The 24619-nt window shown below is 70.2% G+C and carries 21 protein-coding genes; 5 read left to right on the forward strand and 16 right to left on the reverse strand.

Annotated elements, in window-relative coordinates:
- Nucleotides 1-50: 50 nt before the first annotated feature.
- Nucleotides 51-1262, reverse strand: coding sequence for a signal recognition particle-docking protein FtsY (gene ftsY, locus ACFU6I_RS27580; RefSeq protein WP_384371566.1), 1212 nt, complete (start codon nucleotides 1260-1262; stop codon nucleotides 51-53).
- Between the two features lie 109 nt (nucleotides 1263-1371).
- On the opposite strand from ftsY, the gene ACFU6I_RS27585 reads away from it, so the two are divergent.
- Entirely contained in the window at nucleotides 1372-2763 is a 1392-nt protein-coding gene (locus ACFU6I_RS27585) for a purine-cytosine permease family protein (RefSeq protein WP_384371568.1), read from the forward strand.
- A gap of 58 nt (nucleotides 2764-2821) precedes the next feature.
- Nucleotides 2822-3781 carry an LLM class flavin-dependent oxidoreductase gene (locus ACFU6I_RS27590; protein WP_384371570.1) on the forward strand — a complete coding sequence of 320 codons (960 nt, stop codon included), beginning with the start codon at nucleotides 2822-2824 and terminating at the stop codon, nucleotides 3779-3781.
- A gap of 79 nt (nucleotides 3782-3860) precedes the next feature.
- Here ACFU6I_RS27590 and ACFU6I_RS27595 read toward each other — a convergent pair whose 3' ends face one another.
- The 4 genes from ACFU6I_RS27595 to ACFU6I_RS27610 form a co-directional block, all read right to left on the reverse strand.
- A complete protein-coding gene (locus tag ACFU6I_RS27595; protein WP_384371572.1) occupies nucleotides 3861-5279 on the reverse strand; it encodes a sugar porter family MFS transporter in 1419 nt (472 codons plus the stop codon).
- Nucleotides 5280-5495: 216 nt separating this feature from the next.
- Nucleotides 5496-9341 (reverse strand): AAA family ATPase, encoded by a 3846-nt coding sequence (locus ACFU6I_RS27600; RefSeq protein ID WP_384371574.1) that lies wholly within the window; start codon nucleotides 9339-9341, stop codon nucleotides 5496-5498.
- Between the two features lie 294 nt (nucleotides 9342-9635).
- Nucleotides 9636-9848, reverse strand: coding sequence for a hypothetical protein (locus ACFU6I_RS27605; RefSeq protein WP_018551753.1), 213 nt, complete (start codon nucleotides 9846-9848; stop codon nucleotides 9636-9638).
- A gap of 439 nt (nucleotides 9849-10287) precedes the next feature.
- Nucleotides 10288-10569, reverse strand: coding sequence for an acylphosphatase (locus ACFU6I_RS27610; RefSeq protein WP_345510636.1), 282 nt, complete (start codon nucleotides 10567-10569; stop codon nucleotides 10288-10290).
- Between the two features lie 148 nt (nucleotides 10570-10717).
- Here ACFU6I_RS27610 and ACFU6I_RS27615 point away from each other — a divergent pair, with 148 nt between their 5' ends.
- On the forward strand, nucleotides 10718-11650 hold the full coding sequence (locus ACFU6I_RS27615; protein ID WP_384371576.1) for a CAP domain-containing protein: 933 nt from the start codon (nucleotides 10718-10720) through the stop codon (nucleotides 11648-11650).
- Nucleotides 11651-12484: 834 nt separating this feature from the next.
- Nucleotides 12485-12889, forward strand: coding sequence for a winged helix-turn-helix transcriptional regulator (locus tag ACFU6I_RS27620; RefSeq protein WP_384371578.1), 405 nt, complete (start codon nucleotides 12485-12487; stop codon nucleotides 12887-12889).
- On the opposite strand, the gene mutM is transcribed toward ACFU6I_RS27620, so the two are convergent.
- The 9 genes from mutM to ACFU6I_RS27665 form a co-directional block, all read right to left on the reverse strand.
- Nucleotides 12879-13748, reverse strand: coding sequence for a bifunctional DNA-formamidopyrimidine glycosylase/DNA-(apurinic or apyrimidinic site) lyase (mutM, locus tag ACFU6I_RS27625; protein WP_384371580.1), 870 nt, complete (start codon nucleotides 13746-13748; stop codon nucleotides 12879-12881). The two genes, ACFU6I_RS27620 and mutM, sit on opposite strands and share 11 nt — an antisense overlap.
- Before the next feature lie 142 nt (nucleotides 13749-13890).
- Nucleotides 13891-14715, reverse strand: coding sequence for a ribonuclease III (rnc, locus tag ACFU6I_RS27630; RefSeq protein WP_384371582.1), 825 nt, complete (start codon nucleotides 14713-14715; stop codon nucleotides 13891-13893).
- A gap of 19 nt (nucleotides 14716-14734) precedes the next feature.
- Nucleotides 14735-14908, reverse strand: a complete 174-nt coding sequence (gene rpmF, locus ACFU6I_RS27635; protein ID WP_003965982.1) for a 50S ribosomal protein L32 — start codon at nucleotides 14906-14908, stop codon at nucleotides 14735-14737.
- A 2-nt stretch (nucleotides 14909-14910) separates the two neighbouring features.
- On the reverse strand, nucleotides 14911-15579 hold the full coding sequence (locus tag ACFU6I_RS27640; protein ID WP_345510642.1) for a DUF177 domain-containing protein: 669 nt from the start codon (nucleotides 15577-15579) through the stop codon (nucleotides 14911-14913).
- A gap of 186 nt (nucleotides 15580-15765) precedes the next feature.
- Nucleotides 15766-16821: a cell division initiation protein gene (locus tag ACFU6I_RS27645; RefSeq protein ID WP_384371584.1), complete on the reverse strand. Its 1056-nt coding sequence runs from the start codon at nucleotides 16819-16821 to the stop codon at nucleotides 15766-15768.
- A 98-nt stretch (nucleotides 16822-16919) separates the two neighbouring features.
- On the reverse strand, nucleotides 16920-17399 hold the full coding sequence (gene coaD / locus ACFU6I_RS27650) for a pantetheine-phosphate adenylyltransferase (RefSeq protein ID WP_384371626.1): 480 nt from the start codon (nucleotides 17397-17399) through the stop codon (nucleotides 16920-16922).
- 26 nt (nucleotides 17400-17425) lie between these two features.
- Complete coding sequence (gene rsmD, locus ACFU6I_RS27655) at nucleotides 17426-18010, reverse strand: 16S rRNA (guanine(966)-N(2))-methyltransferase RsmD (RefSeq protein ID WP_384371586.1); 585 nt, start codon at nucleotides 18008-18010, stop codon at nucleotides 17426-17428.
- A gap of 115 nt (nucleotides 18011-18125) precedes the next feature.
- Nucleotides 18126-20345 carry an ATP-dependent DNA helicase RecG gene (gene recG / locus ACFU6I_RS27660; protein ID WP_384371588.1) on the reverse strand — a complete coding sequence of 740 codons (2220 nt, stop codon included), beginning with the start codon at nucleotides 20343-20345 and terminating at the stop codon, nucleotides 18126-18128.
- Between the two features lie 170 nt (nucleotides 20346-20515).
- Nucleotides 20516-22153 (reverse strand): DAK2 domain-containing protein, encoded by a 1638-nt coding sequence (locus tag ACFU6I_RS27665; protein WP_384371590.1) that lies wholly within the window; start codon nucleotides 22151-22153, stop codon nucleotides 20516-20518.
- A 257-nt stretch (nucleotides 22154-22410) separates the two neighbouring features.
- Here ACFU6I_RS27665 and rpmB point away from each other — a divergent pair, with 257 nt between their 5' ends.
- Nucleotides 22411-22596, forward strand: a complete 186-nt coding sequence (gene rpmB / locus ACFU6I_RS27670) for a 50S ribosomal protein L28 (protein WP_030928661.1) — start codon at nucleotides 22411-22413, stop codon at nucleotides 22594-22596.
- Nucleotides 22597-22706: 110 nt separating this feature from the next.
- Here the strand turns inward: rpmB and thiD are convergent, their stop codons facing one another.
- Nucleotides 22707-23522: a bifunctional hydroxymethylpyrimidine kinase/phosphomethylpyrimidine kinase gene (gene thiD / locus ACFU6I_RS27675; protein ID WP_384371592.1), complete on the reverse strand. Its 816-nt coding sequence runs from the start codon at nucleotides 23520-23522 to the stop codon at nucleotides 22707-22709.
- A 113-nt stretch (nucleotides 23523-23635) separates the two neighbouring features.
- Nucleotides 23636-24607 (reverse strand): thiamine-phosphate kinase, encoded by a 972-nt coding sequence (locus ACFU6I_RS27680; RefSeq protein ID WP_384371594.1) that lies wholly within the window; start codon nucleotides 24605-24607, stop codon nucleotides 23636-23638.
- Nucleotides 24608-24619 lie beyond the last annotated feature (12 nt).

A 24619-nucleotide genomic window follows, 5' to 3' on the forward strand; every position in this document is an offset into this window, starting at 1 on the left:
CTGTCGAGCCCGCCCGGCGTTCGGGGGCGAAGGGAGCCGCGGTCGGCCCGTCAGTCGCCGATCAATGCGTCGACGAATGCCTCCGGCTCGAACGGGGCCAGGTCGTCCGGTCCCTCGCCGAGACCCACGAGCTTCACCGGTACGCCCAGTTCGCGCTGGACGGCGATGACGATGCCGCCCTTGGCGGTGCCGTCCAGCTTGGTGAGGACGATGCCGGTGATGTCGACGACCTCGGCGAACACCCGTGCCTGAACCAGGCCGTTCTGCCCGGTCGTGGCGTCGAGGACGAGCAGGATCTCGTCGAGCGGGCCGTGCTTCTCGACGACGCGCTTGACCTTGCCGAGCTCGTCCATGAGTCCGGTCTTGGTGTGCAGCCGGCCGGCGGTGTCGATGAGGACGACATCGGCACCCTCGGCGATGCCTTCCTTCACCGCCTCGAAGGCGACCGACGCAGGGTCGCCGCCCTCGGGCCCGCGCACGGTGCGGGCGCCGACGCGCTCGCCCCAGGTCTGGAGCTGTTCGGTGGCGGCGGCACGGAAGGTGTCGGCCGCGCCGAGCACGACGCTGCGGCCGTCGGCGACGAGGACCCGGGCCAGCTTGCCCGTGGTGGTGGTCTTGCCGGTGCCGTTGACGCCGACGACCATCACGACGCCGGGCGTGTCGACGCCGCTCTCCGTCTTGACCGCACGGTCGAAGTCGGTGCCGAGCAGAGTGAGGAGCTCCTCGCGCAGCAGGGTCCGCAGTCCCTCGGGGGTACGGGTACCGAGGACACGGACGCGCTCACGGAGCCGCTCCACCAGCTCCTGGGTGGGGGTGACGCCGACATCGGCGGTGAGGAGGGTGTCCTCGATCTCCTCCCAGGTGTCCTCGTCGAGGTTGTCGCGGGACAGGAGCGTGAGCAGCCCCTTGCCGAGGGTGCTCTGCGAGCGGGCGAGCCGGGCGCGCAGCCGTACGAGACGGCCGGCGGTGGGCTCCGGGATCTCCAGCGCGGGGACTGGGGGCGCCGCCGGCTCGGCGACTGCCGGGGCTTCCTCGGCGGGAGCCTCGACGCCGGGAGGACCGGCCTCCTCGATGGTGCGGCGCGGTTCCTCGCGCGTTGGCTCGGCTTCCTCGCCGACATGGGGTTCGGCGGGAGTGATGGTCGGCGTGCTCGACGGTGCCGGGGGCAGCTGCCTCTTCTTGCGGCCGCTGACCACGAGCCCGCTGATCAGGCCGGCCACGACCAGGGCGGCGATGACTACAGCAAGGATGACGAATTCCATAACCCACCCAGTATCAGTCACATACCCGCCAGGTGGCGGCCCCGGAGGACCGCTCCGGGATCCGGCAGGTCGTTATGGCCCTTTTGGCGGTAAAGGTACGATCCCGCTCGTGGAGACCCGCGGCCTGGAACCCGTCCCCGACAGTGAGCGCACCGGCCGGGTCCGCACCCTCTTCCCCACCTGGGCCGCCGCCAATATGACCGTGCTGCTGCTCGTCATGGGCGCAGGACTGATCGTCTTCGGCGGCCTCAATCTCTGGCAGGTGGCGTTCGTCGCAGTCACGGCGCCCGTCATCGGGTACGGACTGGTCGGCGCGGTCTCGATCGCCGGGACGCGCGGCGGGGCACCCGGCCTGGCGCTCTCCCGGGCCGTCTTCGGACAACGCGGCAACCTGCTGCCCGGTGCGCTGATCTGGGTCGCCCGCTGGGGCTGGGAGACGGTGAACGCGGTCACCGGCGCCTACGGCCTGCTGGCCGTGTGCGGTCTGCTCTTCTCCGTGAGGGCCGGCACCGCGCCGATCATGGCGGCGCTCGTGGCCTTTGTCGCGAGCAGCTTCCTGGTGTCCGGACTCGGCGTGGGCGCGCTGCGGCTGTGCTGCACCTGGTCGGCCTACCTCTTCGGCGGATTCAGCGCCCTCGTACTGATCCATCTGGGTATCGGAACGCAGTGGCGGGCCCTCCTGGACCGCCCCGCGGGTCCGACGGCACTGATGGTCGCCGGCGTCGGCACGCTGGCGGCCGGGGGCATCAGCTGGGCGCCGACCGGTCCGGACTTCACGCGATATCTGCCGCGGACCGCGTCCGGCCGGTCGGTGGTCGGGGCGACGGTGGGCGGTGCGGCGCTCGTCGTTCTGCCGTTGGTGGTCATGGGTGCGGTGATGGCGGTCGCCACCCCGGACCTGGCGGTCAGCAATGATCCGGTCACCTTCATCGGCGCCTCGCTGCCGGCCTGGATCTCGGTGCCGTATCTGCTGACCGCCGTGGTCGGAATGGTGCTGATCAATGCAATGTCGATGTATTCGGCCGGTTTTGCCGCACAGACACTGGGATTCACTCTCCCTCGCATCTGGGCGGTCGGCGTGAATGCCGCGATCAGCCTCCTTCTGGGCAGTCTGCTGATGATGGCGGCGACGAGTTTCCTGGATTCGTTCATCTCCTTTCTGACCTTGCTCGCCGTGACGTTCTCGGCGTGGATCGGCGTATTCGGAGTGGATCAGCTGCGGGGACGTACGTACGACGCGGCGGCGCTGCTGGACACCGGTCCCGCAGGCGCCTACTGGTACACGGGCGGCTTCGCCGTGCCCGCCGTCGCGGCGTGGGGTGCGGGGCTGACGGTGGGGCTGCTGTTCACGGGCGTGAGGTGGTTCTCCGGCCCGCTCGCCGCCACCTGGATCGGCCGCAACGGTCTGGGCTGGGCGGCCACGATCGCCGTCTCCGGGGGACTGTACGCACTGCTGCCGCGGCCCGCCGGGCACGAGGACGACACACCCCTACACTTCTGACGCTGCGTCAGCTACTGTCCCGCCTCGCCAAGCCCACCCGGCGAAGGGGACACGCGTCATGGCCTTCACAGTGGTCCGGTTCAATCTCGTCGATCCCGATGCCACCCCCGCGTCCCTGTCGGACCGCTACCGTGCGGCGCTCGAGATGGCCGCGTACGCAGACGCGCACGGCGTGGACACCGTACAGACGGAGGAGCACCACGGCACCGCCAATTCCTGGCTGCCCTCCCCCTTCGTCTTCGCCGGGTCGGTCTTCGGCGCCACCCGCCGTATCGCGGTCACGGTCTCGGCGATCATCGGACCGTTGCACGATCCGCTGCGGCTGGCCGAGGACATCGCGGTCCTCGACCTGCTGAGCGCGGGCCGGCTGGTCACGGTCGCGGGCATCGGCTACCGGCCCGAGGAGTACGAACGGGCGGGCGTCGAATGGGGCAGGCGCGGCCGGCTCCAGGACGAGCTGCTGGAGACCCTGTTGCAGGCGTGGACCGGTGAGCCGTTCCCGTACCGCGGCCGTACCGTCAGGGTCACCCCGCGTCCGTACACCCGGCCGCATCCACTGCTGCTGGTCGGTGGCAGCTCGCGGGCCGCGGCGCGACGGGCGGCGCGGCTGGGGCTGCCGTTCTTCCCGAGCGCGCATCTGCCGGAACTCGAGGCGTACTACCACGAGCGGCGCGCGGAGCACGGGACGGAGGGCTTCTGCATGATGCCGCCGGCGAGGACACCGTTGCTGCATGTGTCGGAGGATCCGGAGCGGACGTGGGACCGGTACGGCGAGCACTTCCTGCACGAGGCGCGGACCTACGCCTCCTGGCAGTCGAAGGACATCCGGTCGGCCGTGCGCTCGGCGGCCACGACGGTGACGGAGCTGCGGGACGAAGGGGTCTACCGGATCGTCACCCCGGATCGGCTGGCCGCGCTGGACGCCGACAGCCTGGTGCTGCATCCGCTGTGCGGCGGGATGCCGGTCGAGGAGGGGTGGCGCAGCCTGCGACTGTTCTGCGAGGCGATCGCCGGCTGACGTACGCAGGGACGACCACGCGTCCCCGGTCCGCGGGCGCGGGCCGGGGACGCGTGGTCGAGGAGAGGGGCAGCGGGGATTAGCCCATCTCCTCCAACGCCTTGCCCTTGGTCTCCTTCACGAACTTGAGCACGAAGGGGATCGAGAGCACGGCGAAGCATGCGTAGATGATGTAGGTGCCCGACAGGTTCCAGTCGGCCAGGCTCGGGAAGCTCGCGGTGATCGCCCAGTTGGCGATCCACTGAGCGGAGGCGGCGACACCGAGCGCGGCGGCGCGGATCTTGTTCGGGAACATCTCGCCGAGGAAGACCCAGACCACCACACCCCACGACAGGGCGAAGAAGAGCACGAAGACGTGGGCCGCGACGAGGGCGACGACACCCTGAGTGGTGGGGAGTTTGCCGTTGATCAGATCGGCGGAGAAGGCCCAGGCCTCGCAGGCCAGCGCGATCGCCATACCGGTGGAGCCGGCGAGCGCGAGCGGCTTGCGGCCCACTCGGTCGACCAGGACCATCGCGATCACCGTACCGATGATGTTGACGATCGATGTGGTGAACGACCAGAAGAACGAGGCGGTCGGGTCGATACCGACCGACTGCCACAGCGTCGCCGAGTAGTAGAACGCCACGTTGATGCCGACGAGTTGCTGGAACACCGAGAGACCGATACCGACCCAGACGATCGGCAGGAAGCCGAAGCGACTGCCGAGCAGGTCCTTGAAGGTGGACTTGTGCTCGCGGTGCATGGCTGTCTGGATCTCGGCCACGCGGGCGTCGAGGTCGACTTCCTTGCCCTCGACCTCGGCGAGGATCTCCTTGGCCCGCTCGCTCTTGCCGACGGAGATCAGGTAGCGCGGCGACTCGGGGATCGCGAACGACAGCAGGCCGTAGAGAAGCGCCGGGACGACCATGACGCCGAGCATCCACTGCCAGGCCTCGAGGCCGCCGATCGTTCCGCGCTGCTTGCCGTCGGCGAGCTGGAGGATGCCGAAGTTCACCAGTTGCGAGATGGCGATGCCGATGACGATCGCGGCCTGCTGGAAGGAGCCGAGCCGGCCGCGGTAGGCGGCGGGCGAGACCTCGGCGATATAGGCCGGGCCGATGACCGAGGCCATGCCGATGGCGAAGCCTCCGATGATCCGCCAGAAGGCCAGGTCCCAGAGGGCGAACGGGAGCGCGGAGCCGACCGCGCTGATCGCGAAGAGCACCGAGGCGATCCGCATGCAGCGGATGCGGCCGATCCGGTCGGCGATACGGCCCGCCGTGGCGGCGCCGATGGCGCAGCCGATCAGGGCGATGGCGATCACCTCGGCCAGCGTTCCGGAGCCGATGCCGTAGCGGTCCCGGATCGCCTCGACGGCGCCGTTGATCACAGCGCTGTCGTAGCCGAAGAGGAAGCCGCCCATCGCAGCGGCTGCCGTGATGAAGATGACGTGGCCGAGGTGCTCCGGATGGGCCGCGCGGGCTCCGGATCCCGGTGTCGGCGATGTGCTGGTCACATGAACTCCTGGTGCCTGGCCGCGTCGTCAGGCGTGGGGGGAACTCTTCCAAGTGGCGCATACCTTCACAGGCGCCACCACTTGAACTTAAAAACGACGACTCAGAGATTATGCCTTCAAGTTTCGAAGTCAACTTTCACGTGGGGGCTGGCAGTGGCAGACATCTGCCCAGGACCACCCAAAAGTGTGTTGAATACTTGAAGATTTGGTAAAGCCTCAGCGGAGCCGCTGGCTGATGACCTTGGAGACCCCGTCACCCTGCATCGAGACGCCGTACAGCGCGTCCGCGACCTCCATCGTCCGCTTCTGATGAGTGATCACGATGAGCTGCGAGCTCTCCTGGAGCTCCTCCATGATCCGGATCAGCCGCTGAAGATTGGTGTCGTCGAGCGCCGCCTCGACCTCGTCCATCACATAGAACGGACTCGGCCGGGCCTTGAAGATCGAGACCAGCAACGCAACAGCTGTCAGGGACCTCTCGCCACCCGAAAGCAAGGAGAGCCGCTTGACCTTCTTGCCCGGCGGGCGCGCCTCGACATCGACGCCGGTCGCCAGCATGTTGTCGGGGTCGGTCAGGATGAGCCGCCCCTCGCCGCCCGGGAAGAGCCGTGAGAAGACGCCCTCGAACTCACGGGCCGTGTCCCGGTACGCCTCCGTGAACACCTGCTCGACCCGCTCGTCGACCTCCTTGATGACCTGCATCAGATCGGCCCGGGTCTTCTTCAGGTCTTCGAGCTGCTCGGAGAGGAACTTGTGCCGCTCCTCCAGCGCCGAGAACTCCTCAAGGGCGAGCGGATTCACCTTCCCGAGTTGCTGATACGCCCGTTCGGCGGACTTCAGCCGCTTCTCCTGCTCCGCCCTGACGAACGGCTTCGGCTGGTTGCGCGGGTGCTCCGGGTCCTCCGGCAGCTCCTCACCCTCCGCGGCGGGCGACGGCGGCACCAGCTGGTCGGGACCGTACTCGGCGGCCAGCCCGGCCGGCTCCACACCCAGCTCCTCAAGGGCCTTCGCCTCCAGCTGCTCTATCCGCAGCCGCTTCTCCGCGCCGAGCACCTCACCGCGGTGGACGGAGTCGGTCAGCTTGTCCAGCTCGCCCTTGAGCTCGCGTCCGTGGCCACGCTCGACGATCAGTTCCTGCTCGCGCTCCGCCTTCGCCGCCTCGGCGGCGACCCGCTCCTGCCCGGCCCGCTCGACGGACACCTCGACGTGGGCGAGGAGCTGACGGGCACCGGAGGCGACGGCCGAGGCCACCGCGGCCTCGTGGCGCAGCCGGGCACGGCGCTGCTCGGCACGGGCACGGGCCTCGCGTTCGGCGCGGGCACCGCGGTCGAGGGAGTCCGCACGCCCGGCGAGCCCCTTGACCCGTTCCTCGTGGGTACGGACCTGGAGCCGGGCCTCCATCTCCGTCTGGCGGGCATTGGCACCGTCCGCGGCGAGCCGGTCGCGCACGGAGTTGTCGGGCTCCTCCTCGACCGGCATCTCCTCCGCGACGAGCAGCCGTTCGGTCAGCTCCTCGGCCTCCTCGGTCGCCCGCTCCAGGGCCTCCTGGGCGCGGGCCGCGGAGGCGGCCGACCGCTCGGCCTCGCCCGCGGCGCCGCGGGCCTGCCCCGCGAGCCGGCCGAGCTGCTGGGCCACCCCCGACTTCTCCCGTTCGGCGGCCCGGCGCCGCTCCCCCAGCTCCTCGACGAGCACGGCGCAGGCACTGCGCCGCTCCCCCGCGAGCCGCTGGGCCTCGGCCAGCTCGATGCACCGGACTGCGAGGTCCGCCAGTTCGGCAGCGGCCTCGTCGACGGAGGCCTGCACTTCGAGCAGGCTGGGCGCCCCGGCGGAACCGCCGTGCGCGAAGTGCGCCCCGAGGACGTCTCCTTCACCGGTCACGGCGGTCAGCTCGGGATGCGCGGCAACAAGATCCTCGGCGTCCTCCAGGGTGGGAACGACGACCATGCCACGCACGAGCCGGCGCACGGCAGCCATCAGCTCAGCGGGCCCCCGGACGAGATCGGCGACTGCGGGCGGGGCATCCGGGGCCGCGGCGCGGAGCACGTGACCGGCTGCCTCGGGGTAACCGGCGGGGCCGTGGGACGGGACACCGGGGGCGGGAGCCGGACCCGGCGCGGGTACGTGGCCGGTGTGGTGGCCGGGCGCATGCGCCGCGCCGGTGCGGTCCGCCCGGTCCTGCCCCGCAGCCGGCCCCGGTACGTGCCGCACACCGAACTCGGCGGTCCGGCCCGGGACGTCCCCGGCCCCGGCGGGCGCCGAGCCCTGCCCGGGCAGGTCCGCCGTCGCGGCCCCGCCCTCGACGGGCGCCTGCCCCGTATCGGCCTCGGGCGCACCCGCACCCCCCAACAACAACGCCGCCCGCCCCGCGTCCTGCTTGCGCAGCAGCCGGATGGCGTTCGCTGCCGTAGCCGGGTCCGTCACCGCGACCGCGTCCGCCGCCGCGCCCAGTGCCGCCGCGACCGCCACCTCGTGGCCCGGGGCCACCGTCAGCAGTTCCGCGGCCGGGCCGAGCAGGCCCGACAGGCTGTCGCGCGAGGCGAGCAGCGCACCCGTGCCGTCCTTGCGGCGCAGGCCCAGGGCCAGGGCGTCGTGCCGGGCCGAGACCGCCGCCCGCTTCCGTTCCGCGCCGGTGGCGGCCTCCCGGGCGGCGGAGAGGGCCGACTCCGCCTCGACGAGCTCCCGCTTGGCGGCGTCGTGGCGCTCGCCCAGCTCCGCGTCACCGGCGTCCAGCCCCTCCACCTCGGCCTTGAGCTGCTCGTACTCCTCCTGCGCCCTGACCGCCCGCTCCTGCGCCTCGTCACGCGAGGCGGCCAGCCGGTCGATCTCCGCCTGAGCCGAACCGGCCCGGCTGCGCGCCGCGTTGACCTGCCCGGTCAGCCGCGCGAGCCCTTCGCGCCGGTCGGCGATGGCCCGGGCCGCGTCCTTGAGTCTGCGCTCCTCGGCCGCCAATTCCCGTTCCAGCTCGGCCCGGTGGGCAGCGGTGTCCTCCAGCGCGTGTTCCGCCGCCTCCAGCGCGGCCCCGAGTTCCGCCTCCTGCTCCCGGATCCGGGCGGCCTCGCGCTCCATGCTTTCCGGGTCCCTGAATCCCGTACTGCGCCGCTCCTCCTCGGGCGCGGCGGTGGCGCTCTTCACCCGGGCATCGGCCAACGAGACCGTGCCGCGTACCCGCTCGGCGAGCTGCGACAGCTCGTACCAGCTCTGCTGGGCCCGCTGCAGGCGCGGCGCCAGCCGTCGCACCTCGTCCTCCAGCTCCGCCTCACGCGTCAGGGCCGCCTTCAGCTCCGCCTCCGCCGCCTCCCGACGCTGCTTCAGCGCCGCTTCGTCGGCGATCTCGCCGCGCAGCGCGTCGTGCAGCCGCACCAGGTCGTCGGCGAGCAGGCGCAGCCTCGCGTCGCGCAGATCGGCCTGGATGACGGCGGCCCGCCGGGCGACGGCCGCCTGCCGGCCCAAGGGCTTCAACTGCCGCCGCAGTTCGTCCGTGAGGTCCTGGACCCGGGCCAGATTGGCGCCCATCGCGTCCAGCTTCCGCAGCGCCTTCTCTTTCCGCTTGCGGTGCTTGAGCACACCGGCGGCTTCCTCGATGAATGCGCGGCGCCCCGTCGGATCGGCATGGAGTACGGAGTCCAGCTGGCCCTGTCCGACGATGACGTGCATCTCCCGGCCGATACCGGAGTCGGAGAGAAGTTCCTGGATGTCGAGGAGCCGGCAGGTGTCGCCATTGATCTGGTATTCGCTGCCGCCGTTGCGGAACATGATCCGCGTGATCGTCACTTCGGCGTACTCGATGGGCAGCGCACCGTCGGAATTGTCAATGGTCAGCGACACCTCGGCGCGTCCGAGCGGCGGCCGCCCGGTGGTGCCGGCGAAGATCACGTCTTCCATCTTGCCGCCGCGCAGGGATTTGGCTCCCTGCTCACCCATGACCCAGGAGAGCGCATCCACCACATTGGATTTGCCCGAACCGTTGGGACCGACGACGCAGGTGATCCCCGGTTCGAACCGCAGGGTCGTGGCGGAGGCGAACGACTTGAAACCACGCAGGGTCAGGGCCTTGAGATGCACGCCGCCGGACTCTACCTTTCGCTCTCGGTTTCGCTGATGAAGGTGCAGGGCACATCAGACGGTAAGGGAAGGGGGGTACGTCCGGGGCGGGTCTGTCGCGGTCGGGGGAAAAGAAAGAAGGGACGCCGAAGCGCCCCTTGCAAATCTTGTGCAGTGCTGCGTGACGGATCAAAGAACGCGGCGGATCAAGAAGGCGACAGATCACAGTGATGATCTTCAATGATCCGGTGACGATCCGGTGATGAACTCAGACGGCTGACGCGAGCAGCCCGACCGGCCCCTGTGGGCCCTCGGTCAGGTCAGCGCCGGCTCCGCCTGGGGTACGTCGATGTCGATGCTGTCGAGCAGCGACTCTTGGTGCTGGGCGGCGGCGTTGAGCGCGTCGTTCTCGTCCTGGATCCGTACGAGCTCGGATTCCAGGTCCTGGACGCGCTGCTGGAGCCGTCGCATCTCGGCGAGGAGTCGCGGGTCGGAACCGCCGACGTAACCGAGAAGCGCCTTTGCCATGATGGATGGTCCTCCACACTGAGTGACCGACCGATGCGGTGTGGGTCGTGAGGGAATCGCACCCGCGGTGCTCGGCAGTGCTCTGTCATCACTGCGGTTCTGCTGCCAAAGAGCTCTGCCAAACAGCTGAGGTGCGCGGGGATTTCAGCGTCTCACCAAAAAGTTTGACGGTCAACACGATCACACCCCGTAGACGCGGGTACCCCGGGGGCGCGCGGCTTGACGATCACGCGGCGCGACTCTCCTGCGGGGCCCTGAGGGGCGTGGAGATCATCCTTACTGCCGCAGCCTGGCACGACAACCGAATCTTGGCAACCATCCGGTCCTTCCGCAGGTCATTTCATGTGTACGCAGATGAGCGGCCCGCATCGTCACCGCTCGCCGCCCGTCGAACACGGTCCGAACACGACCCCGAATTGGGACCTTATTCAGAACGGGATCAGCGGATCGCAAACCCCTCGTAACCGCCGCGCGGGGTGTCCCAGATCTCAGTGACTCCATCCACGCGTCCGGGTGTGTCGTCCGAGCGCAGCCACTCCAGCAGCCGGTGGCAATTCTCACGTTGCCCCTCGGCGACAATCTGTACTCGACCGTCGTCAAGATTGAGGGCGAATCCGGTGAGGCCACCGATCTCCAAAGCATTTGCCCTGGTGAACCAGCGAAACCCTACTTGCTGTACTCGGCCGCGTACCCAGGCGGTGAGTCGTACATCTTCGTTCATGGCCGAACGCTATCCGGGCAATTGCTCAACGGTCACTTCGCCCCGTTGAGCCATGGCGTACAGTCCCGTCGAAACCAGAGCCTCACTCGATCGGGTGAGGCGTATGGACGCCGATCCTGGCGTCCAGACCGTCAGAAGGGGACAGCAGATGGGACGCCATCGACGCTCCGCCGCAGGTCCCGTGGCAGGTTCGGCCGCTGACACGTCCGCGGCCGCGAAGGCCCGCGCGCGCCGCGGCACGCGCCGCAGGAAGCGGTCGGGCATGCCCGTGCGTACGGGACTGATCGGCGTCTCCGCCGCGATGGCCGTCGGAGCCGTGGCCGTGGCTTCGGGTCTGCTGCCCGGCGGCGGCACGTACCACGTGACCGGTGGCGGAGCCACCGACCAGATCCGCCCCCAGGGAGCACCTGACCTGCTGACGCAGGGCGGCTCCACCACCGCTCCGGCCGACCGCGGTATCGCGTCGGCCGAGGCCGGCCGCAGCACCGAGCGTTCCGCGGGGCCCCGGAAGTCAGAGCGGTCGGGCTCCCCCAGCACCTCCGCCACGCCGTCCGTCTCCCCGTCGAAGACGGCCGAGCGGACGGAGAAGGCGAAGGCGCCCGCGGCGGCCGGGACGACCGGTTCCGCGCCCTCCGCCACAACCTCGGCGGCGCCGACGACATCGGCGGCAGCTCCGGCGCTCAGGGCCACGACCCCGGCCGGCGACACCTCCGCCCAGGCTGCCGTGCTCGCGCTGGTCAACCAGGAGCGTGCGAAGGTCGGCTGCAGCCCGGTCACAGCCAGTGCGCCGCTCACCTCGCTCGCCCAGAAATTCAGTGACGACATGGCGGCCCGCGGCTTCTTCGACCACACCGACCCCGACGGCCGGACCCCCTGGGACCGCGCGTCGAAGGCCGGTGTGAAGGGGCTCGGCGGCGAGAACATCGCCCGCGGCCAGGCGGACGCACAGGCGGTGATGGACTCCTGGATGAACAGCAAGGGCCACCGCGCAAACATTCTCAACTGCGACTACAAGACCCTGGGCGTGGGAGTGCACTTCGGCTCCGGCGGCCCCTGGTGGACCCAGGACTTCGGCTTCTGAGATTTCCGCAGGTCGGCGACCTGACAGCTTTCTCGGGCCGTCTCGGGGCCGTTATCGGCAACCGAGGCGGCCCGAACTGTGTCCACCGCGGCCCGCGCACGGTCTCGCTCGACGGCCGCCGAGGTCGGGCGGCGCCGAGCGGCCCCCGTACGGCTCCGCGCCGTAGAATTGTCAGGGAGCTTGAGCCCTGCCGGACGTCCGATTCAGGCGAGCCCTGCGAGATCGATCCCGTCGAGGGCGGCGGGATCCGAGTTTCCCGCGGCTCCGGCCAACGCGGGCTCTCTCCGATGAGTGGAAGCCTCTGCCTCGCTTTGTGAGCGTGGAATCCCCTCAGGGAGGACGTGGGCCAGATGAGCCATCTTGTGAGCCCGGTGTCCATCAGTGACATCACAGTGGCCGCTACGGCTGTGCGCTGGATTTTCCCCGTCGGTATAGCAGTGGTCGTAGTCGCTGTTCTGCTTGGCCTCGTCTGGTGGGACGCGCGCCGTCGGTCTCGGGCACGGCAGCAGGGACCACGGGCCGAGCGTTCCTCCCGAAGCGGCGAAAACTTGAGGAATGCCGATGATTTCGGGGAAGGTCTCAGCCCCTATCAGATCAACCGGCCCTCTTCGCCAAGGAGCGTACGCAAGGAGGACAACGGTGGGGCTCTTGGCAGGAGAGGACCCCGCGGCTGACGGGGCGGCGACATCGGCGGCACGTGCCGAGATCATCGCGCGGTCGAAGTCGGAATGTCGCAGGCCGGCCCCGAACCGACCGCATGAGCCCCCTCCTGCCTGCTTACGCCCGCACAGCGCGCTCCAAAAGAGAGCACTGTGCGGGCGTAAGCTGTTTTTCATGGACGAGACCACCCCGCGGGACGGCGCCGACAGCCTGGCCTTCGACGTGTTCTCCCGGCAGTGCCCCTCGCGCGGCACGCTGGAGCACGTCACCGGGCGCTGGGGCAGCCTGACGCTGACCGCGCTCTACGAGACGGGCGCCCGTTTCAACGAGCTGCGCCGCAGGGTCGACGGGGTGAGCGAGAAGATGCTCTCCCAGACCCTTCACGCGCTGGAGCGGGACGGCCTCGTCCTCCGGGAGGCGCAACCCACCAATCCGCCGCGCGTCGACTACGAGCTGACCCCGCTGGGACGCGAGGTCGCCGGCCGGCTGCTCGGGCTGATCCAGCTCGTCGAGGGCCGGATGTCCGAGGTCCTCGACGCCCGCAGCCGTTACGACGAGGCGCGCGGGGTCACGCTCTAGGGGTGTTGGTGCGCGGCGGCCGCTGACAGCTCGGGCAGTAGTAGCTGGACCGGTTCATCCACGGGCGACGACGCATCGCCGTGCCGCACCGGTGGCAGGGCTCTCCCTCTCGCCCGTACGCGTCGAGCGACCGGTCGAAGTAGCCCGACTCGCCGTTCACATTGACGTAGAGGCTGTCGAAGCTGGTGCCGCCCTGAGCGAGCGCCGCGTTCATCACGTCGCGGACATGGCCGAGCAGTTCGGCCGACTTGGGCCGGGTCAGGGTCGCGGTGGGCCGGTCGTAGTGCAGCCTGGTGCGCCAGAGCGCCTCGTCCGCGTAGATGTTGCCGACGCCGCTGATCAGCGACTGGTCGAGCAGGGCGCGCTTGACCGTCGTACGGCGCAGACGCAGAGCTCTGTGGAACGCAGCGTCGTCGAAGGCGGGGTCCAGGGGGTCGCGGGCGATGTGCGCGATGGTGTCGGGCAGCCCGTCCGGGGTGTTCTCGTGGACGGAGAGCCCGCCGAAGGTTCGCTGGTCGACGAAGCGCAGCTCGGTGCCGAGGGCGTCGTCGAAGCGGATCCGTATCCGGAGATGCTTCTCGTCGGGGGTGTCCTGGGGCTGTACGAGCAGCTGACCGCTCATGCCGAGGTGGCCGAGGAGCGAGGAGGCGTCGTCGTCCAGCGGAACCCACAGGTACTTGCCGCGGCGCATGGCCGTACCGAAGCGGCTGCCGCTGAGCCGGGCCACGAAGTCCGTGGAACCCGCGAGATGGCGGCGGACCGCGCGCGGGTGCAGGACCTCGACCTCACCGACCGTGCGGCCGGTGACCCAGCGATCGAGACCGCGCCGTACGACTTCGACCTCAGGCAGCTCGGGCACGGAGTGACTCCTCAAGAGACTGAACATTCTAGGGGGTGCACGACCCTGGTCCACCGGACACAGCGGGACGTGACTGTGCGGTCACGCCCGGGTCCGGACAGGAAGAACCCCCCGGTGCGCGAGGCACCGAGGGGTTCCCGGGTCAGGCCGGAGTGACGTCCGTGGACGACACCGGGTCGGCAGGGGTGTCGGCGGCCCCTCCGTCGGCTGCGGCCTTCGCCGCCGCCTCCCGCTGCTCCGCAGCGGCGCTGATCTCGCGCCAGGCGGACTCCGCCGCCTGCTGCTCCGCTTCCTTCTTGCTACGGCCGGTGCCGGTGCCGTACGAGACACCACCGACGCGAGCAGCAGCAGTAAAGGTCTTCTCGTGGTCCGGGCCGGTCTCCGTGACGAGGTACTCGGGGACTCCGAGGCTCTCGCTCGCGGTGAGCTCCTGGAGGCTGGTCTTCCAGTCCAGGCCGGCGCCGAGATTGGAGGACCTGTCGATCAGCGGGTCGAAGAGCCGGTGGACCAGCTCCGAGGCCGCACTGAGTCCCTGGTCGAGATAGACCGCGCCGATCACCGCTTCCAGCGTGTCGGCGAGGATGGATGCCTTGTCCCTGCCACCCGTGCCCTCTTCGCCCCGGCCGAGCCGGATGAAGGAGCCGAGGTCGAGGCCGCGACCCACCTCCGCAAGTGCGCGCGAGTTGACCACCGCGGCCCGCAGCTTGGCCAGCTGGCCTTCGGGCAGGTCGGGGTGGGTGCGGTACAGCGTGTCCGTGACCACCAGGCCGAGTACCGAATCCCCGAGGAATTCGAGCCGCTCATTGGTGGGCAGGCCGCCGTTCTCGTATGCGTACGAACGGTGGGTCAGCGCACGCACCAGAAGGGCGGACTCAAGGTGATACCCGAGCCGCCCTTCCAGAAGCGTGTGGGACGAGGCTGTGTTGACGTTGTCTGCCTGCTTCTTGGCGTGGGACAACTCAGACATCGGGCCTCTCACCAGCCGCTCAGACTTCGAGGACCTGGCGCTTGTTGTACGTGCCGCAGCTGGGGCACGCGATGTGCTGCAGCTTCGGCTCCTGGCAACGCTCGCACGAAACCAGGGTGGGGACCGCAGCCTTCCACTGCGACCGGCGGTGGCGCGTGTTGCTGCGCGACATCTTCCGCTTCGGAACAGCCACGGCTACTTCTCCTGCTTCTCGTCGACGCCCGCTTCGGCGCCGCCCATGTTGTCCTTCTCGCCGTCCTGAACGGTCTCGGCGAGTCCTTGCAATGCCGCCCAACGGATGTCGACGGCATCGTGGTGATGACCGGGGTTCTCGTCCAGCCTGATCCCGCATTCGGAACACAGACCGGCACAGGTCTCCCGGCACACCGGCTGCATCGGCAGTGCGAGCACCACCGCATCACGCAGCACTGGTTCGAGGTCGAACAAGCCGTCCTCGACGAAGAGCCTGTCCTCGTCGTCCTCGGCGTCGTCGGCCGGTTCCGCTTTGACGCGGCCCCGGTCATCGGCGTCAGGGTACGAGAACATCTCCTGGAAGTCCGCCACAACCTCTTGGCGCAGCGGCTCCAGACACCTTACGCACTCCCCCTCGGCCGACGCACGGGCGGTGCCTGTGACAAGCACCCCTTCCATGACCGATTCGAGGCGGAGGTCCAGCTCCACGGGTGCGCCTTCCGGCACACCGATGACCCCGTCGATACCGAGGTCCTGGGGCGCGTCCACCGAGCGGGTCAGCCGCAGGAGGGCACCGGGACGCCGACCCAGCTCGTGCGTATCGAACACGAGAGGGTTTCGGTGGTCGAGGTGGCCGTTCAGGGCTTTTCCTGCTTTCGAAATCGTATGCATGGCGCACAGCGCACCGTGGGGAGGGGCCGACCGGATCGGAGTCGAAGCGGGCAGCCGGGATCGCAGACGTACGCGCGACCGAAGAACCAGGATACTTGACGCGTTACCCTGCTCCCAACCGGGTCCGATTCCGGTCCCGAACCGGCCGGAACCGGTCGCGTTCGGTCTGTGTCCGGGGCGCCCCGGTCAGCGCTCCTGCTCGTACCGGCGGAGCTGATCGATGTCGATCATGCTGGTGTCGAAGAGGCTGGTCTCGTCGAGGGCGCTCTCACCCTGCGGCTGAAGGGGCTGGTGCGTCGGCATCGGCTGCTGCCAGCCGTCGTACCCCTGCGGCTGCGCCCGGCCCTCGTCGTAGCCCTGCTGCTGATAGGTGGCGTACGGGTCCGGCTGCTGCTGGTACCCGTACATGTCCTGCTGCGGCTGCTCCTGGTACGCGTACGTCTCCGCATAGCCCGGCTGCGCCTGTGCCGGGAAGTGCGGCTGGGACACCGGCTGCGGCTCCGGGGTGGCGAGCTCGGCGAGACCGGCCCAGTGGTCCTCGTCGCTGGTGTGGCCCTGGCTGCCCGAGGCGTCCTGGGCGGCCATGTGCGCGCCGAGTTCGTCGGTGGCGACCCGGCCGTGCAGCTTCTGCCGGCCGTGGCCGACCGCTTCCAGGGTCTTGGCGAGCACGGCCTCGAACGCGCCGAGCTTGGCGTCCACATACTCGTCGGCGCGGCGCCGGAGCGTCTCCGGGTCGGCGCTGCGCTCGGGGGCCTCGGCGAAGTCGGGGTCGTCGTACCCCTGCTCGTCGAAGCCCTGGACACGGCCGAGGAGCTTCTCGCGGCCGCGGTCGACGGAGCCGATGGTCTTGGTGAGGACGACCTCGAAGTTGGCGAGCTTGCTGTCGACGTACTCGTCGGCTTCGGCGCGTACCTCGTCGGCCTCCCGGCGGGCCTCGCCGAGGATGCGATCGGCCTCGGTCCGGGACTGCCGGGCGATCTCGGTGTCGGAGATCAGTGAGCCGCGCTGGGCGTGGGCGGCCTCGATGATCCGCTCGGCCTCCTGCCGGGCCTGCTCGACCATCTGCTCCCGGCCGCCGATGAGCTCCTGGGCGTGGGCGAGTGAGCCGGGGAGGGCTTCACGCACCTCTTCGAGCATGGCGAGCAGATCGGCGCGGTTGACCACGCACGACGCCGACATGGGCATGGACCGGGCGTTCCCGACCGCTTCGACGATCTCGTCGAGCTTCTTCTGCACGTCCACCGTGTGCTCGCCACTCTCTACTGCTGATTGGAGACGGACGGGACGACTGTACGGCCAGTCGGCGCCCGTCCGACACCGGGTGACGGACTGTCAGTGCATCACTGCCGAGCGAGACGTTCGACAAGTGCCTCGTGGACCAGCGGCGGCAGCAGGTGCGAGACGTCGCCACCCCAGGTCGCGACCTCCTTGACCAGGGAGGACGACAGGAAGCTGTACGTGGGATTGGTCGGCACGAAGAGCGTCTCGACGCCGGAGAGGCCGTTGTTCATCTGGGCCATCTGCAGCTCGTAGTCGAAGTCGCTGACGGCCCGCAGGCCCTTCACGATCGCCGGGATGTCGCGCTGCTTGCAGAAGTCGACCAGGAGGCCGTGGAAGGACTCGACCTCGACGTTGCCGAAGTCCGCGGTGACCTGACGGATCAGCTCCATCCGCTCGTCGATCGTGAACAGGCCCTTCTTGGACTGGTTGATCATCACCGCGACATGTACGACGTCGTACAGCTTCGAGGCACGGCCAATGATGTCGAGGTGTCCATTGGTGATGGGGTCGAACGACCCCGGACAGACGGCGCGGCGCAACTTGAGTCCCTCGCTCTCCGGTGCGGTCATCGTGCGTCTTCGCACGTAGAGGCGGCGCGACCGTACCAAAGCGTTCCCTCGCCGTAGCGACGGGCCCGCAGTGGCTCGAATCCCTTGGGCCAGTTGAATTCTCCGCCCCTGGTGCTCCGTTCCACGGTGACGAGGGCATCGTCCGTGAGCCAGCCCTGAGCACGGAGTGTGAGCAGTATCTCGCCAAGATCGCCATCGGTGACGGCGTACGGCGGATCGAGGAAGACCACGTCGTACGGGTCCGCGGGCGCCGGTCCTGTCACGATCTGTTCGGCTTTGCCGGTACGGACTTCGGCGCCGGGCAGACCGAGCGTACGGACGTTCTCCCGGACCGTGCGAACGGCCTTGGCGTCGGCCTCGACGAGCAGGGCGTGCACCGCGCCGCGGGAGAGCGCTTCGAGGCCGACGGCGCCGGAGCCCGCGTACAGATCCGCGACTCGGATGCCCTCCAGGGTGCCCAGGAGGGCTTCCCAGGTGGAGAACAGGCCCTCGCGTGCGCGGTCCGAGGTGGGGCGGGTGCCGGTGCCGGGCGGGACGGCCAGGCGGCGTCCGCCGGCCGAGCCGGCGATCACGCGGGTCATGGGTGTCTGATCCTCGGGTCGGGGGGTGGCCCGCCGGGGTGGGACGGGCGCCGTGCGTCCACGATATGGCGTCCGGCCCGCCGAGGCCCGGGGGCCCCGTGCGTGCCCCCCGTCCTCAGCCCTTGTCGAGGTACTCCTCGCGCTCCTTGTCGAGCAGGGCGGACAGCGCGGTGCGCAGCTCCGGCAGGCGGTCCAGGTCCGGGTCCGCGGCGACGATCGTCGCGGCCTCCTCGCGGGCCGCGGCGATGACCTCCTCGTCGTCGATGACGGAGAGCATCCTCAGGGAAGTGCGGACCCCGGACTGGGCCTGGCCGAGGACATCGCCCTCGCGACGCTGTTCGAGGTCGATCCGGGACAGTTCGAAGCCGTCGAGGGTGGCGGCGACGGCGGAGAGCCGGGCGCGGGCGGGGCTCGCCTCGTGCGCCTCGCTGACGAGCAGGCAGAGACCGGCGGCGGAGCCGCGGCCGACCCGGCCGCGGAGCTGGTGGAGCTGGGAGACGCCGAACCGGTCGGCGTCCATGATCACCATCGCGGTGGCATTGGGGACGTTGACCCCGACCTCGATGACGGTCGTCGCGACCAGGACGTCGACGTGGCCCGCGGCGAAGCGCCGCATCACGTCGTCCTTGTCGTCGGGGTTCATCCTGCCGTGCAGCACCTCGATGCGCAGACCGGCGAGGGCACCCTCGGCGAGCTGTTCGGCGATCTCCAGGACCGCGAGCGGCGGGCGCTTCTCCCCGTCCTCCTCGGCCGCCTTCTCCGCGGCCTTCTTCCTGTTCTTCTTCTCGGCCTCGTCGTCGGCGTCGTCACCGATCCGGGGACAGACGACGTATGCCTGATGCCCGTTCCCGACCTCCTCGCGGACCCGTTCCCAAGCGCGGCTGAGGAAGTGCGGCTTGTCCTTGGCGGGCACGACATGGCTGGCGATCGGCGATCGGCCCGCCGGCAGCTGGTCCAGGACGGACGTCTCCAGGTCGCCGAAGACCGTCATCGCGACCGTACGGGGAATGGGGGTGGCGGTCATCACGAGCAGGTGCGGCGGCTGCTTCCCCTTGGACCGCAGCGCGTCGCGCTGTTCCACTCCGAAGCGGTGCTGCTCGTCGACGACGACCAGCCCCAGGTCGTGGAACTGCACCTTGTCCTCGATCAGCGCGTGCGTGCCGATCACGATCCCCGCCTCGCCGGTGACCAGGTCGAGCAGCGCCTGACGGCGGGCCGCCGTCCCCATGGACCCGGTCAGGAGCACCACCTTCGTACCGAGGTCGGAGCCGCCCAGCATGCCGCCTTCGGCGAGCTCGCCCATCATTTCGGTGATGGAGCGGTGGTGCTGCTGGGCGAGCACCTCGGTGGGGGCGAGCATCGCGGCCTGTCCGCCCGCGTCGACGACGGCGAGCATGGCGCGCAGCGCGACCATGGTCTTCCCGGACCCCACTTCGCCCTGCAGCAGCCGGTGCATCGGGTGCTCGGTCGCCAGGTCGTCGAAGATCTCCTCGGAGACCTTCTCCTGGCCCTCGGTGAGGGTGAACGGCAGTTTGGCGTCGAAGGCGTCGAGCAGCCCTTCGCGCCTGGGTCTGCGTGCCACCGCCGGGAGCTGGGTGTCCGCGTACCGGCGGCGGGCGAGCGCGACCTGGAGGACGAAGGCCTCGTCCCACTTCAGCCGGTCCCTGGCGTCGGCGATGTCCGCCTTGGTCTGCGGGCGGTGAATCTTGAGCAGCGCCTCGGGCAGCGGGGTGAAGCCGCGCCCCTCGCGCAGCGGGAGCGGCAGCGGGTCGACCGCGTCCCGGGCGCTTGGCAGCACGGTGTCGACGGCCTTGGCGATCCGCCAGGAGTCGAGCTGCTTGCAGGCGGGATAGATGGGCAGCAGCCGCCCGGCGAAGGCGTCCACCGCCTCCGTGGCCTCGTCGGCGTCCGCCGTGTCGAGCAGCTGGTACGTGGGGTGCGCGAGCTGCATCTTCCGGTTGAAGACGGAAACCTTGCCCGCGAACATCGCCCGGCGGCCCGGCAGCAGCTCCTTGTGCGGCTTGTGCACGCCGTGGCCGAAGAAGACCAACTGCAGCCGGCCGCTGCCGTCGGTGAGGGTCACCTCCAGGCGCTTGCCCCTGCCGTTGTTGAACATCATGATCCGCGCGTCGGCGACCTGGGCGACGACGGTCACGTGCTCGTCCAGCGGGAGGTCGGCCAGCGCGGTGAGCTGGCCGCGCTCCTCGTACCGCCGCGGGTAGTGGTGCAGCAGATCACCGACGGTGTGCAGGTCGAGGTGCTCGGCCATCACCTTCGCGGTGGCACCGCCGAGCAGCTTCTTCAGGGGTTCATCGAACGCGGACACGCGATCCATTGCACACCACGCCACTGACAGAAGTCGCCCGCACCACCGGAATCCCCTGGTCGGAAACGCCTGCCCGGCTTCCTCGGCCGGTTCGGCATCGGGCTGCCGGCGTGCTCCGTCGTCGCGGCCGAGACGCGGGCCGTCAGCCGGTCGGCGCGTACGCCCGGGGCGCGTCCCCCCTACTCCACCCCGATCAGCAGCGGAGCGCACTGGCGGCCGCCCCGGTACACCACCGTGTCCACCGCCAGGTACCCCTCGCGCACATGCTCCTGCAGTGCCTCCGCCAGGCTGTCCGGCACGTCCTCGCCCAGGACCAGCGTCACGAGTTCACCGCCCGCCGACAGCATCCGGTCGAGGACGGCCCGGGCCGTGCCGGGCACGTCCTCGCCGATGACCGCCACATCGCCGTCGATCAGCCCCAGGATGTCGCCGGCCTGGCAGATGCCCGCCATGGTCCACGACTGCCGCTCGGCGACGGCCAGTTCGGCGTACCGGGTGGCGCCCGCCGCGGCGGTCATCGCCACCACGTCCTCGTCGAAGCTGCGGTCCGGTTCGTGGACGGCGAGCGCCGCGATGCCCTGGACGGCGGCGCGGGTCGGGATCAGCGCGACCCGGATGCCTTCCGTACGGGCCTGCTCCGCGGCCGCCGCGGCCGTGTGGCGCAGCTCCGCGTCGTTGGGCAGCAGGACCACCTCGTGGGCGTGGGCGCGACGGATCGCGTCGACCAGCTCACCGCTGGCGGGCGGCTCCCCGGGGCGGGCGAGCACCGTGGTCGCGCCGGCCTCCGTGCACAGCCCCGAGAGCCCGTCGCCCGGGACCACCACAACGACACCGCGCTGCGCGGGCTCGCTGAGATGGGGGTGGACCCGGTCGGCGCCGAAGTGGGTGATCCGGATCCGGTACGGCCTCCCGGCCTCGACTCCGGCCTCCACCGCCGCACCGGCGTCGTCGACATGGACGTGGACGTTCCACAGCCCGTCGCCGCCGACCACGACGAGTGAGTCGCCGAGCCCGTCGAGCCGGGCCCGCAGCCGGTCGACGGCGTCGTCCCGGGCCTCCAGGAGATAGATCACCTCGAAAGCGGGTCCGTCCGCCGGTCCGCCTGCCGCGCAGTCGTCGGCGGTGGCAACGGTCACGGGGGCGATGTCGGGCGTCACCCAGGTCCCGCGTGCGGGCGGCTCACCGGAGACCGCCTCGACAAGCGCCCCCAGGACGGTCACCAGGCCACGGCCTCCGGCGTCGACGACTCCCGCCCGCCCGAGGACGGCGAGCTGTCCGGGAGTCGCGTCCAGTGCCGTACGCGCCCCTTCGTACGCCGCCTGCGCGACCGCTTCCGGTCTCGGGTCGCCCGCCGTGCGCCCGGCGGCCTCGGCGGCCGCGGTGGCCACGGTCAGCACCGTGCCCTCGACGGGGTGCGCGACGGCCTGCCGGGCAGCCTCGGCAGCCCGGGTCAGGGCGCGGCGCAGATGGTCCGAGTCGTGCCCGTCGGCCAGCACCCCCGCCATGCCGCGCAACAGCTGCGCAAGGATCGTGCCGGAGTTGCCGCGGGCGCCGATCAGCGCCCCGTGTGCCATCGCCCGTACGACATCGGCGAGAGCGGGCACGGACGTACCGGTCTCGTGGGCGGCGAAGACCGCCTCGACGGCGGCCGCTGCCGATTCCACCGTCAGATAGAGGTTGGTGCCGGTGTCCCCGTCCGCGACGGGGTAGACGTTGATCGCGTCGATCGCCTCACGCTCCCGGCCCAACGCCTCCAGCGCCAGTGAGCACCAGGCACGCACCGCGACGGCGTCCATGTCGTCGGCGGTCTGCGGCACCTGGTGTTCCTCCTGGAGAGCGGCCGTGCGGGCTGACTGAACCGCAGACTAGTCCCGCCCGGTGCGTCCGGCGGGGACAGGGGCAGGGCAGACGGCGGGGAAACCCATGGTAGTTTCGTTCTACCGACGCGGCCGTTGTATGCTGCTTCGGTTGCCCGACGAGAGTCGGGCCTTTCCTCCGGTACCGCCACTTCAGTCAAATGATTCCGGCGCGCCGGAATTCACTGTAAGTGCACCTGAAGTCTTTGGAGTGACCCGTGGCTGCCAACTGCGACGTCTGCGGCAAGGGGCCGGGCTTCGGCAACAACATTTCGCACTCGCACCGCCGTACGTCCCGTCGCTGGAATCCCAACATCCAGCGCGTGCGTGCCGTGGTCGGTCGGACGCCGAAGCGGCTCAACGTCTGCACCTCGTGCATCAAGGCCGGCAAGGTCGCGCGCTGACGTTCCCGTCGTAGCGCAGCCTTCCGGTTGCCCAAAAAGCCGGTCCACCTCGGTGGACCGGCTTTTTGCTGTGCGCCCCCACTGCCCGTCTCCCCATCGCGTGGGGGCCGTTACAGTTGCCAGCCGTGCCGGACCGGGCCGATCCCGCTGCCCAGCGGGAAGCCCGCGGCGATCGCCCCGGTGACGTACGCCTTCGCGGCCCGTACGGCCGTCGGTACGTCGTCACCCCCGGCCAGCCCGCAGGCGATCGCGGAGGCGAGGGTGCAGCCCGTGCCGTGCGTGTGCCGGTTGTCGTGGCGGGGGGCGCGCAGCCAGTGCTCCTCGGTGCCGTCCGTGAGGAGGTCGACCGGTTCGCCCGGCAGGTGCCCGCCCTTGATGACGACCCAGCGCGGCCCGTATCCCAGGATCTCCGCCGCGGCCTGCCGCATTCCGGTCTCGTCCGTGACCGTCACGCCGGTGAGCTGCGCCACCTCGTCCAGGTTGGGGGTTGCCACCGTGGCGACCGGCAGCAGCTTCGTCCGCACGGAATCGAGGGCTTCGGCAGCGAGCAGTGGATCACCGTGTTTGGAGACCCCCACCGGGTCGACGACCACGGGGGCGTCCGTTCCCGCGAGCAGTGCGGCGACAGTCTCGACGAGGGCGGCCGACGCGAGCATGCCGGTCTTCACAGCCTGGACGCCGATGTCGTCGACGACGCTGCGGTACTGGGCGCGTACCGCCTCCACGGGCAGCTCCCATGCACCCTGGACGCCCAGCGAGTTCTGCGCGGTCACCGCGGTGATCACGCTCATGCCGTGCACGCCGAGCGACAACATCGTCTTGAGGTCGGCCTGGATGCCCGCGCCGCCGCCGGAATCGGATCCGGCGACGGTGAGCACACGGGGTGGAACGAGCGGTACCTGCGGTGCGGCAGAAGATATGGGCATACGCCTCAATCTAGTGCCCCTCCCGGCAGGCTTTGTCCCGTCGCGCCGCCCAGCACGCACGCTCGCCGCGTTGGACGACGCTCCCCATGGGTTGGACATTGCCGGTCACGGCACTAGTGGGCGTCCTCGATGCCGCCGAAGTGGTCCCAGCCACCCTTGCTGGTCCAAGGAGCCCCGTCGACCGTCACCTGGGGCAGCGCGGACGGGTTGAGGACCTCGCCGATCACCTTCCAGCGGGCGGGCAGCTTCACGTCCTGGGGGAAGGTCGCGACGATCGCGTGGTCCTCTCCACCGGTGAGCACCCACTGGAGCGGGTCCACGCCGACCGCCTGGCCGATGTCGGACATCTGCGAGGGGATGTCGATCAGCCCGGACCGCAGATCGATCCGGACCTTGCTGGCCTCGGCGATGTGGCCGAGGTCGGCGACGAGTCCGTCACTGACGTCGGTCATGGCGGTGGCGCCGAGTCCGGCGGCCGCGGGGCCCGCGTGGTACGGCGGTTCGGGGCGCCGGTGGGCCTCGACGAAGGCGCGCGGGGAACGGAAGCCGCGGGAGAGGACCGCGTACCCGGCGGCGGACCACCCGAGCCAGCCGGTGACGGCGACGACATCGCCGGGGCGGGCGCCGGCCCGGGTGACGGGTTCGTGGTTGCGCAGATCGCCGAGTGCGGTGATCGCGACGGTGATGGTCTCCCCGGCGACGACGTCACCGCCGACCACGGCCGCCCCCGCGACCTGGCACTCGTCACGGATGCCGTCCATCAACTCGCCCGCCCACGTGACCGGGAGTCCGCCCGGGACGACCAGGCCGAGCAGCAGCGCGGTGGGGACGGCGCCCATGGCCGCGATGTCGGCGAGGTTCTGTGCGGCCGCCTTGCGTCCGACGTCGTACGCCGTCGACCAGTCGCGGCGGAAGTGCCGTCCCTCCAACAGGATGTCCGTACTGGCCACGACCCTGCGGTCGGGAGCGGCCACGACCGCGGCGTCGTCGCCAGGTCCGAGCCGTACCGCCGGAGTGCTGGTGAGCCGGGACGTGAGCTCCTTGATGAGCCCGAACTCCCCCAACTCGCCCACGGTTCCCTTCACCGAGTCTCACCT

The sequence above is a fragment of the Streptomyces sp. NPDC057486 genome (assembly GCF_042802415.1).
In the GTDB taxonomy this organism is placed as follows: domain Bacteria; phylum Actinomycetota; class Actinomycetes; order Streptomycetales; family Streptomycetaceae; genus Streptomyces; species Streptomyces yanii.

Excerpts from the sequence above, each read along its gene's own strand:
- ACFU6I_RS27590 (WP_384371570.1), top strand. The coding sequence starts at position 2,822 with ATGGCCTTCACAGTGGTCCGGTTCAATCTCGTCGATCCCGATGCCACC.
- recG (WP_384371588.1), bottom strand. The coding sequence starts at position 20,345 with ATGGATCGCGTGTCCGCGTTCGATGAACCCCTGAAGAAGCTGCTCGGC.
- ACFU6I_RS27605 (WP_018551753.1), bottom strand. The coding sequence starts at position 9,848 with ATGGCAAAGGCGCTTCTCGGTTACGTCGGCGGTTCCGACCCGCGACTC.
- ACFU6I_RS27620 (WP_384371578.1), top strand. The coding sequence starts at position 12,485 with ATGGACGAGACCACCCCGCGGGACGGCGCCGACAGCCTGGCCTTCGAC.
- ftsY (WP_384371566.1), bottom strand. The coding sequence starts at position 1,262 with ATGGAATTCGTCATCCTTGCTGTAGTCATCGCCGCCCTGGTCGTGGCC.
- ACFU6I_RS27610 (WP_345510636.1), bottom strand. The coding sequence starts at position 10,569 with ATGAACGAAGATGTACGACTCACCGCCTGGGTACGCGGCCGAGTACAG.
- thiD (WP_384371592.1), bottom strand. The coding sequence starts at position 23,522 with ATGCCCATATCTTCTGCCGCACCGCAGGTACCGCTCGTTCCACCCCGT.
- rnc (WP_384371582.1), bottom strand. The coding sequence starts at position 14,715 with ATGTCTGAGTTGTCCCACGCCAAGAAGCAGGCAGACAACGTCAACACA.
- rsmD (WP_384371586.1), bottom strand. The coding sequence starts at position 18,010 with ATGACCCGCGTGATCGCCGGCTCGGCCGGCGGACGCCGCCTGGCCGTC.
- ACFU6I_RS27615 (WP_384371576.1), top strand. The coding sequence starts at position 10,718 with ATGGGACGCCATCGACGCTCCGCCGCAGGTCCCGTGGCAGGTTCGGCC.
- ACFU6I_RS27640 (WP_345510642.1), bottom strand. The coding sequence starts at position 15,579 with ATGCATACGATTTCGAAAGCAGGAAAAGCCCTGAACGGCCACCTCGAC.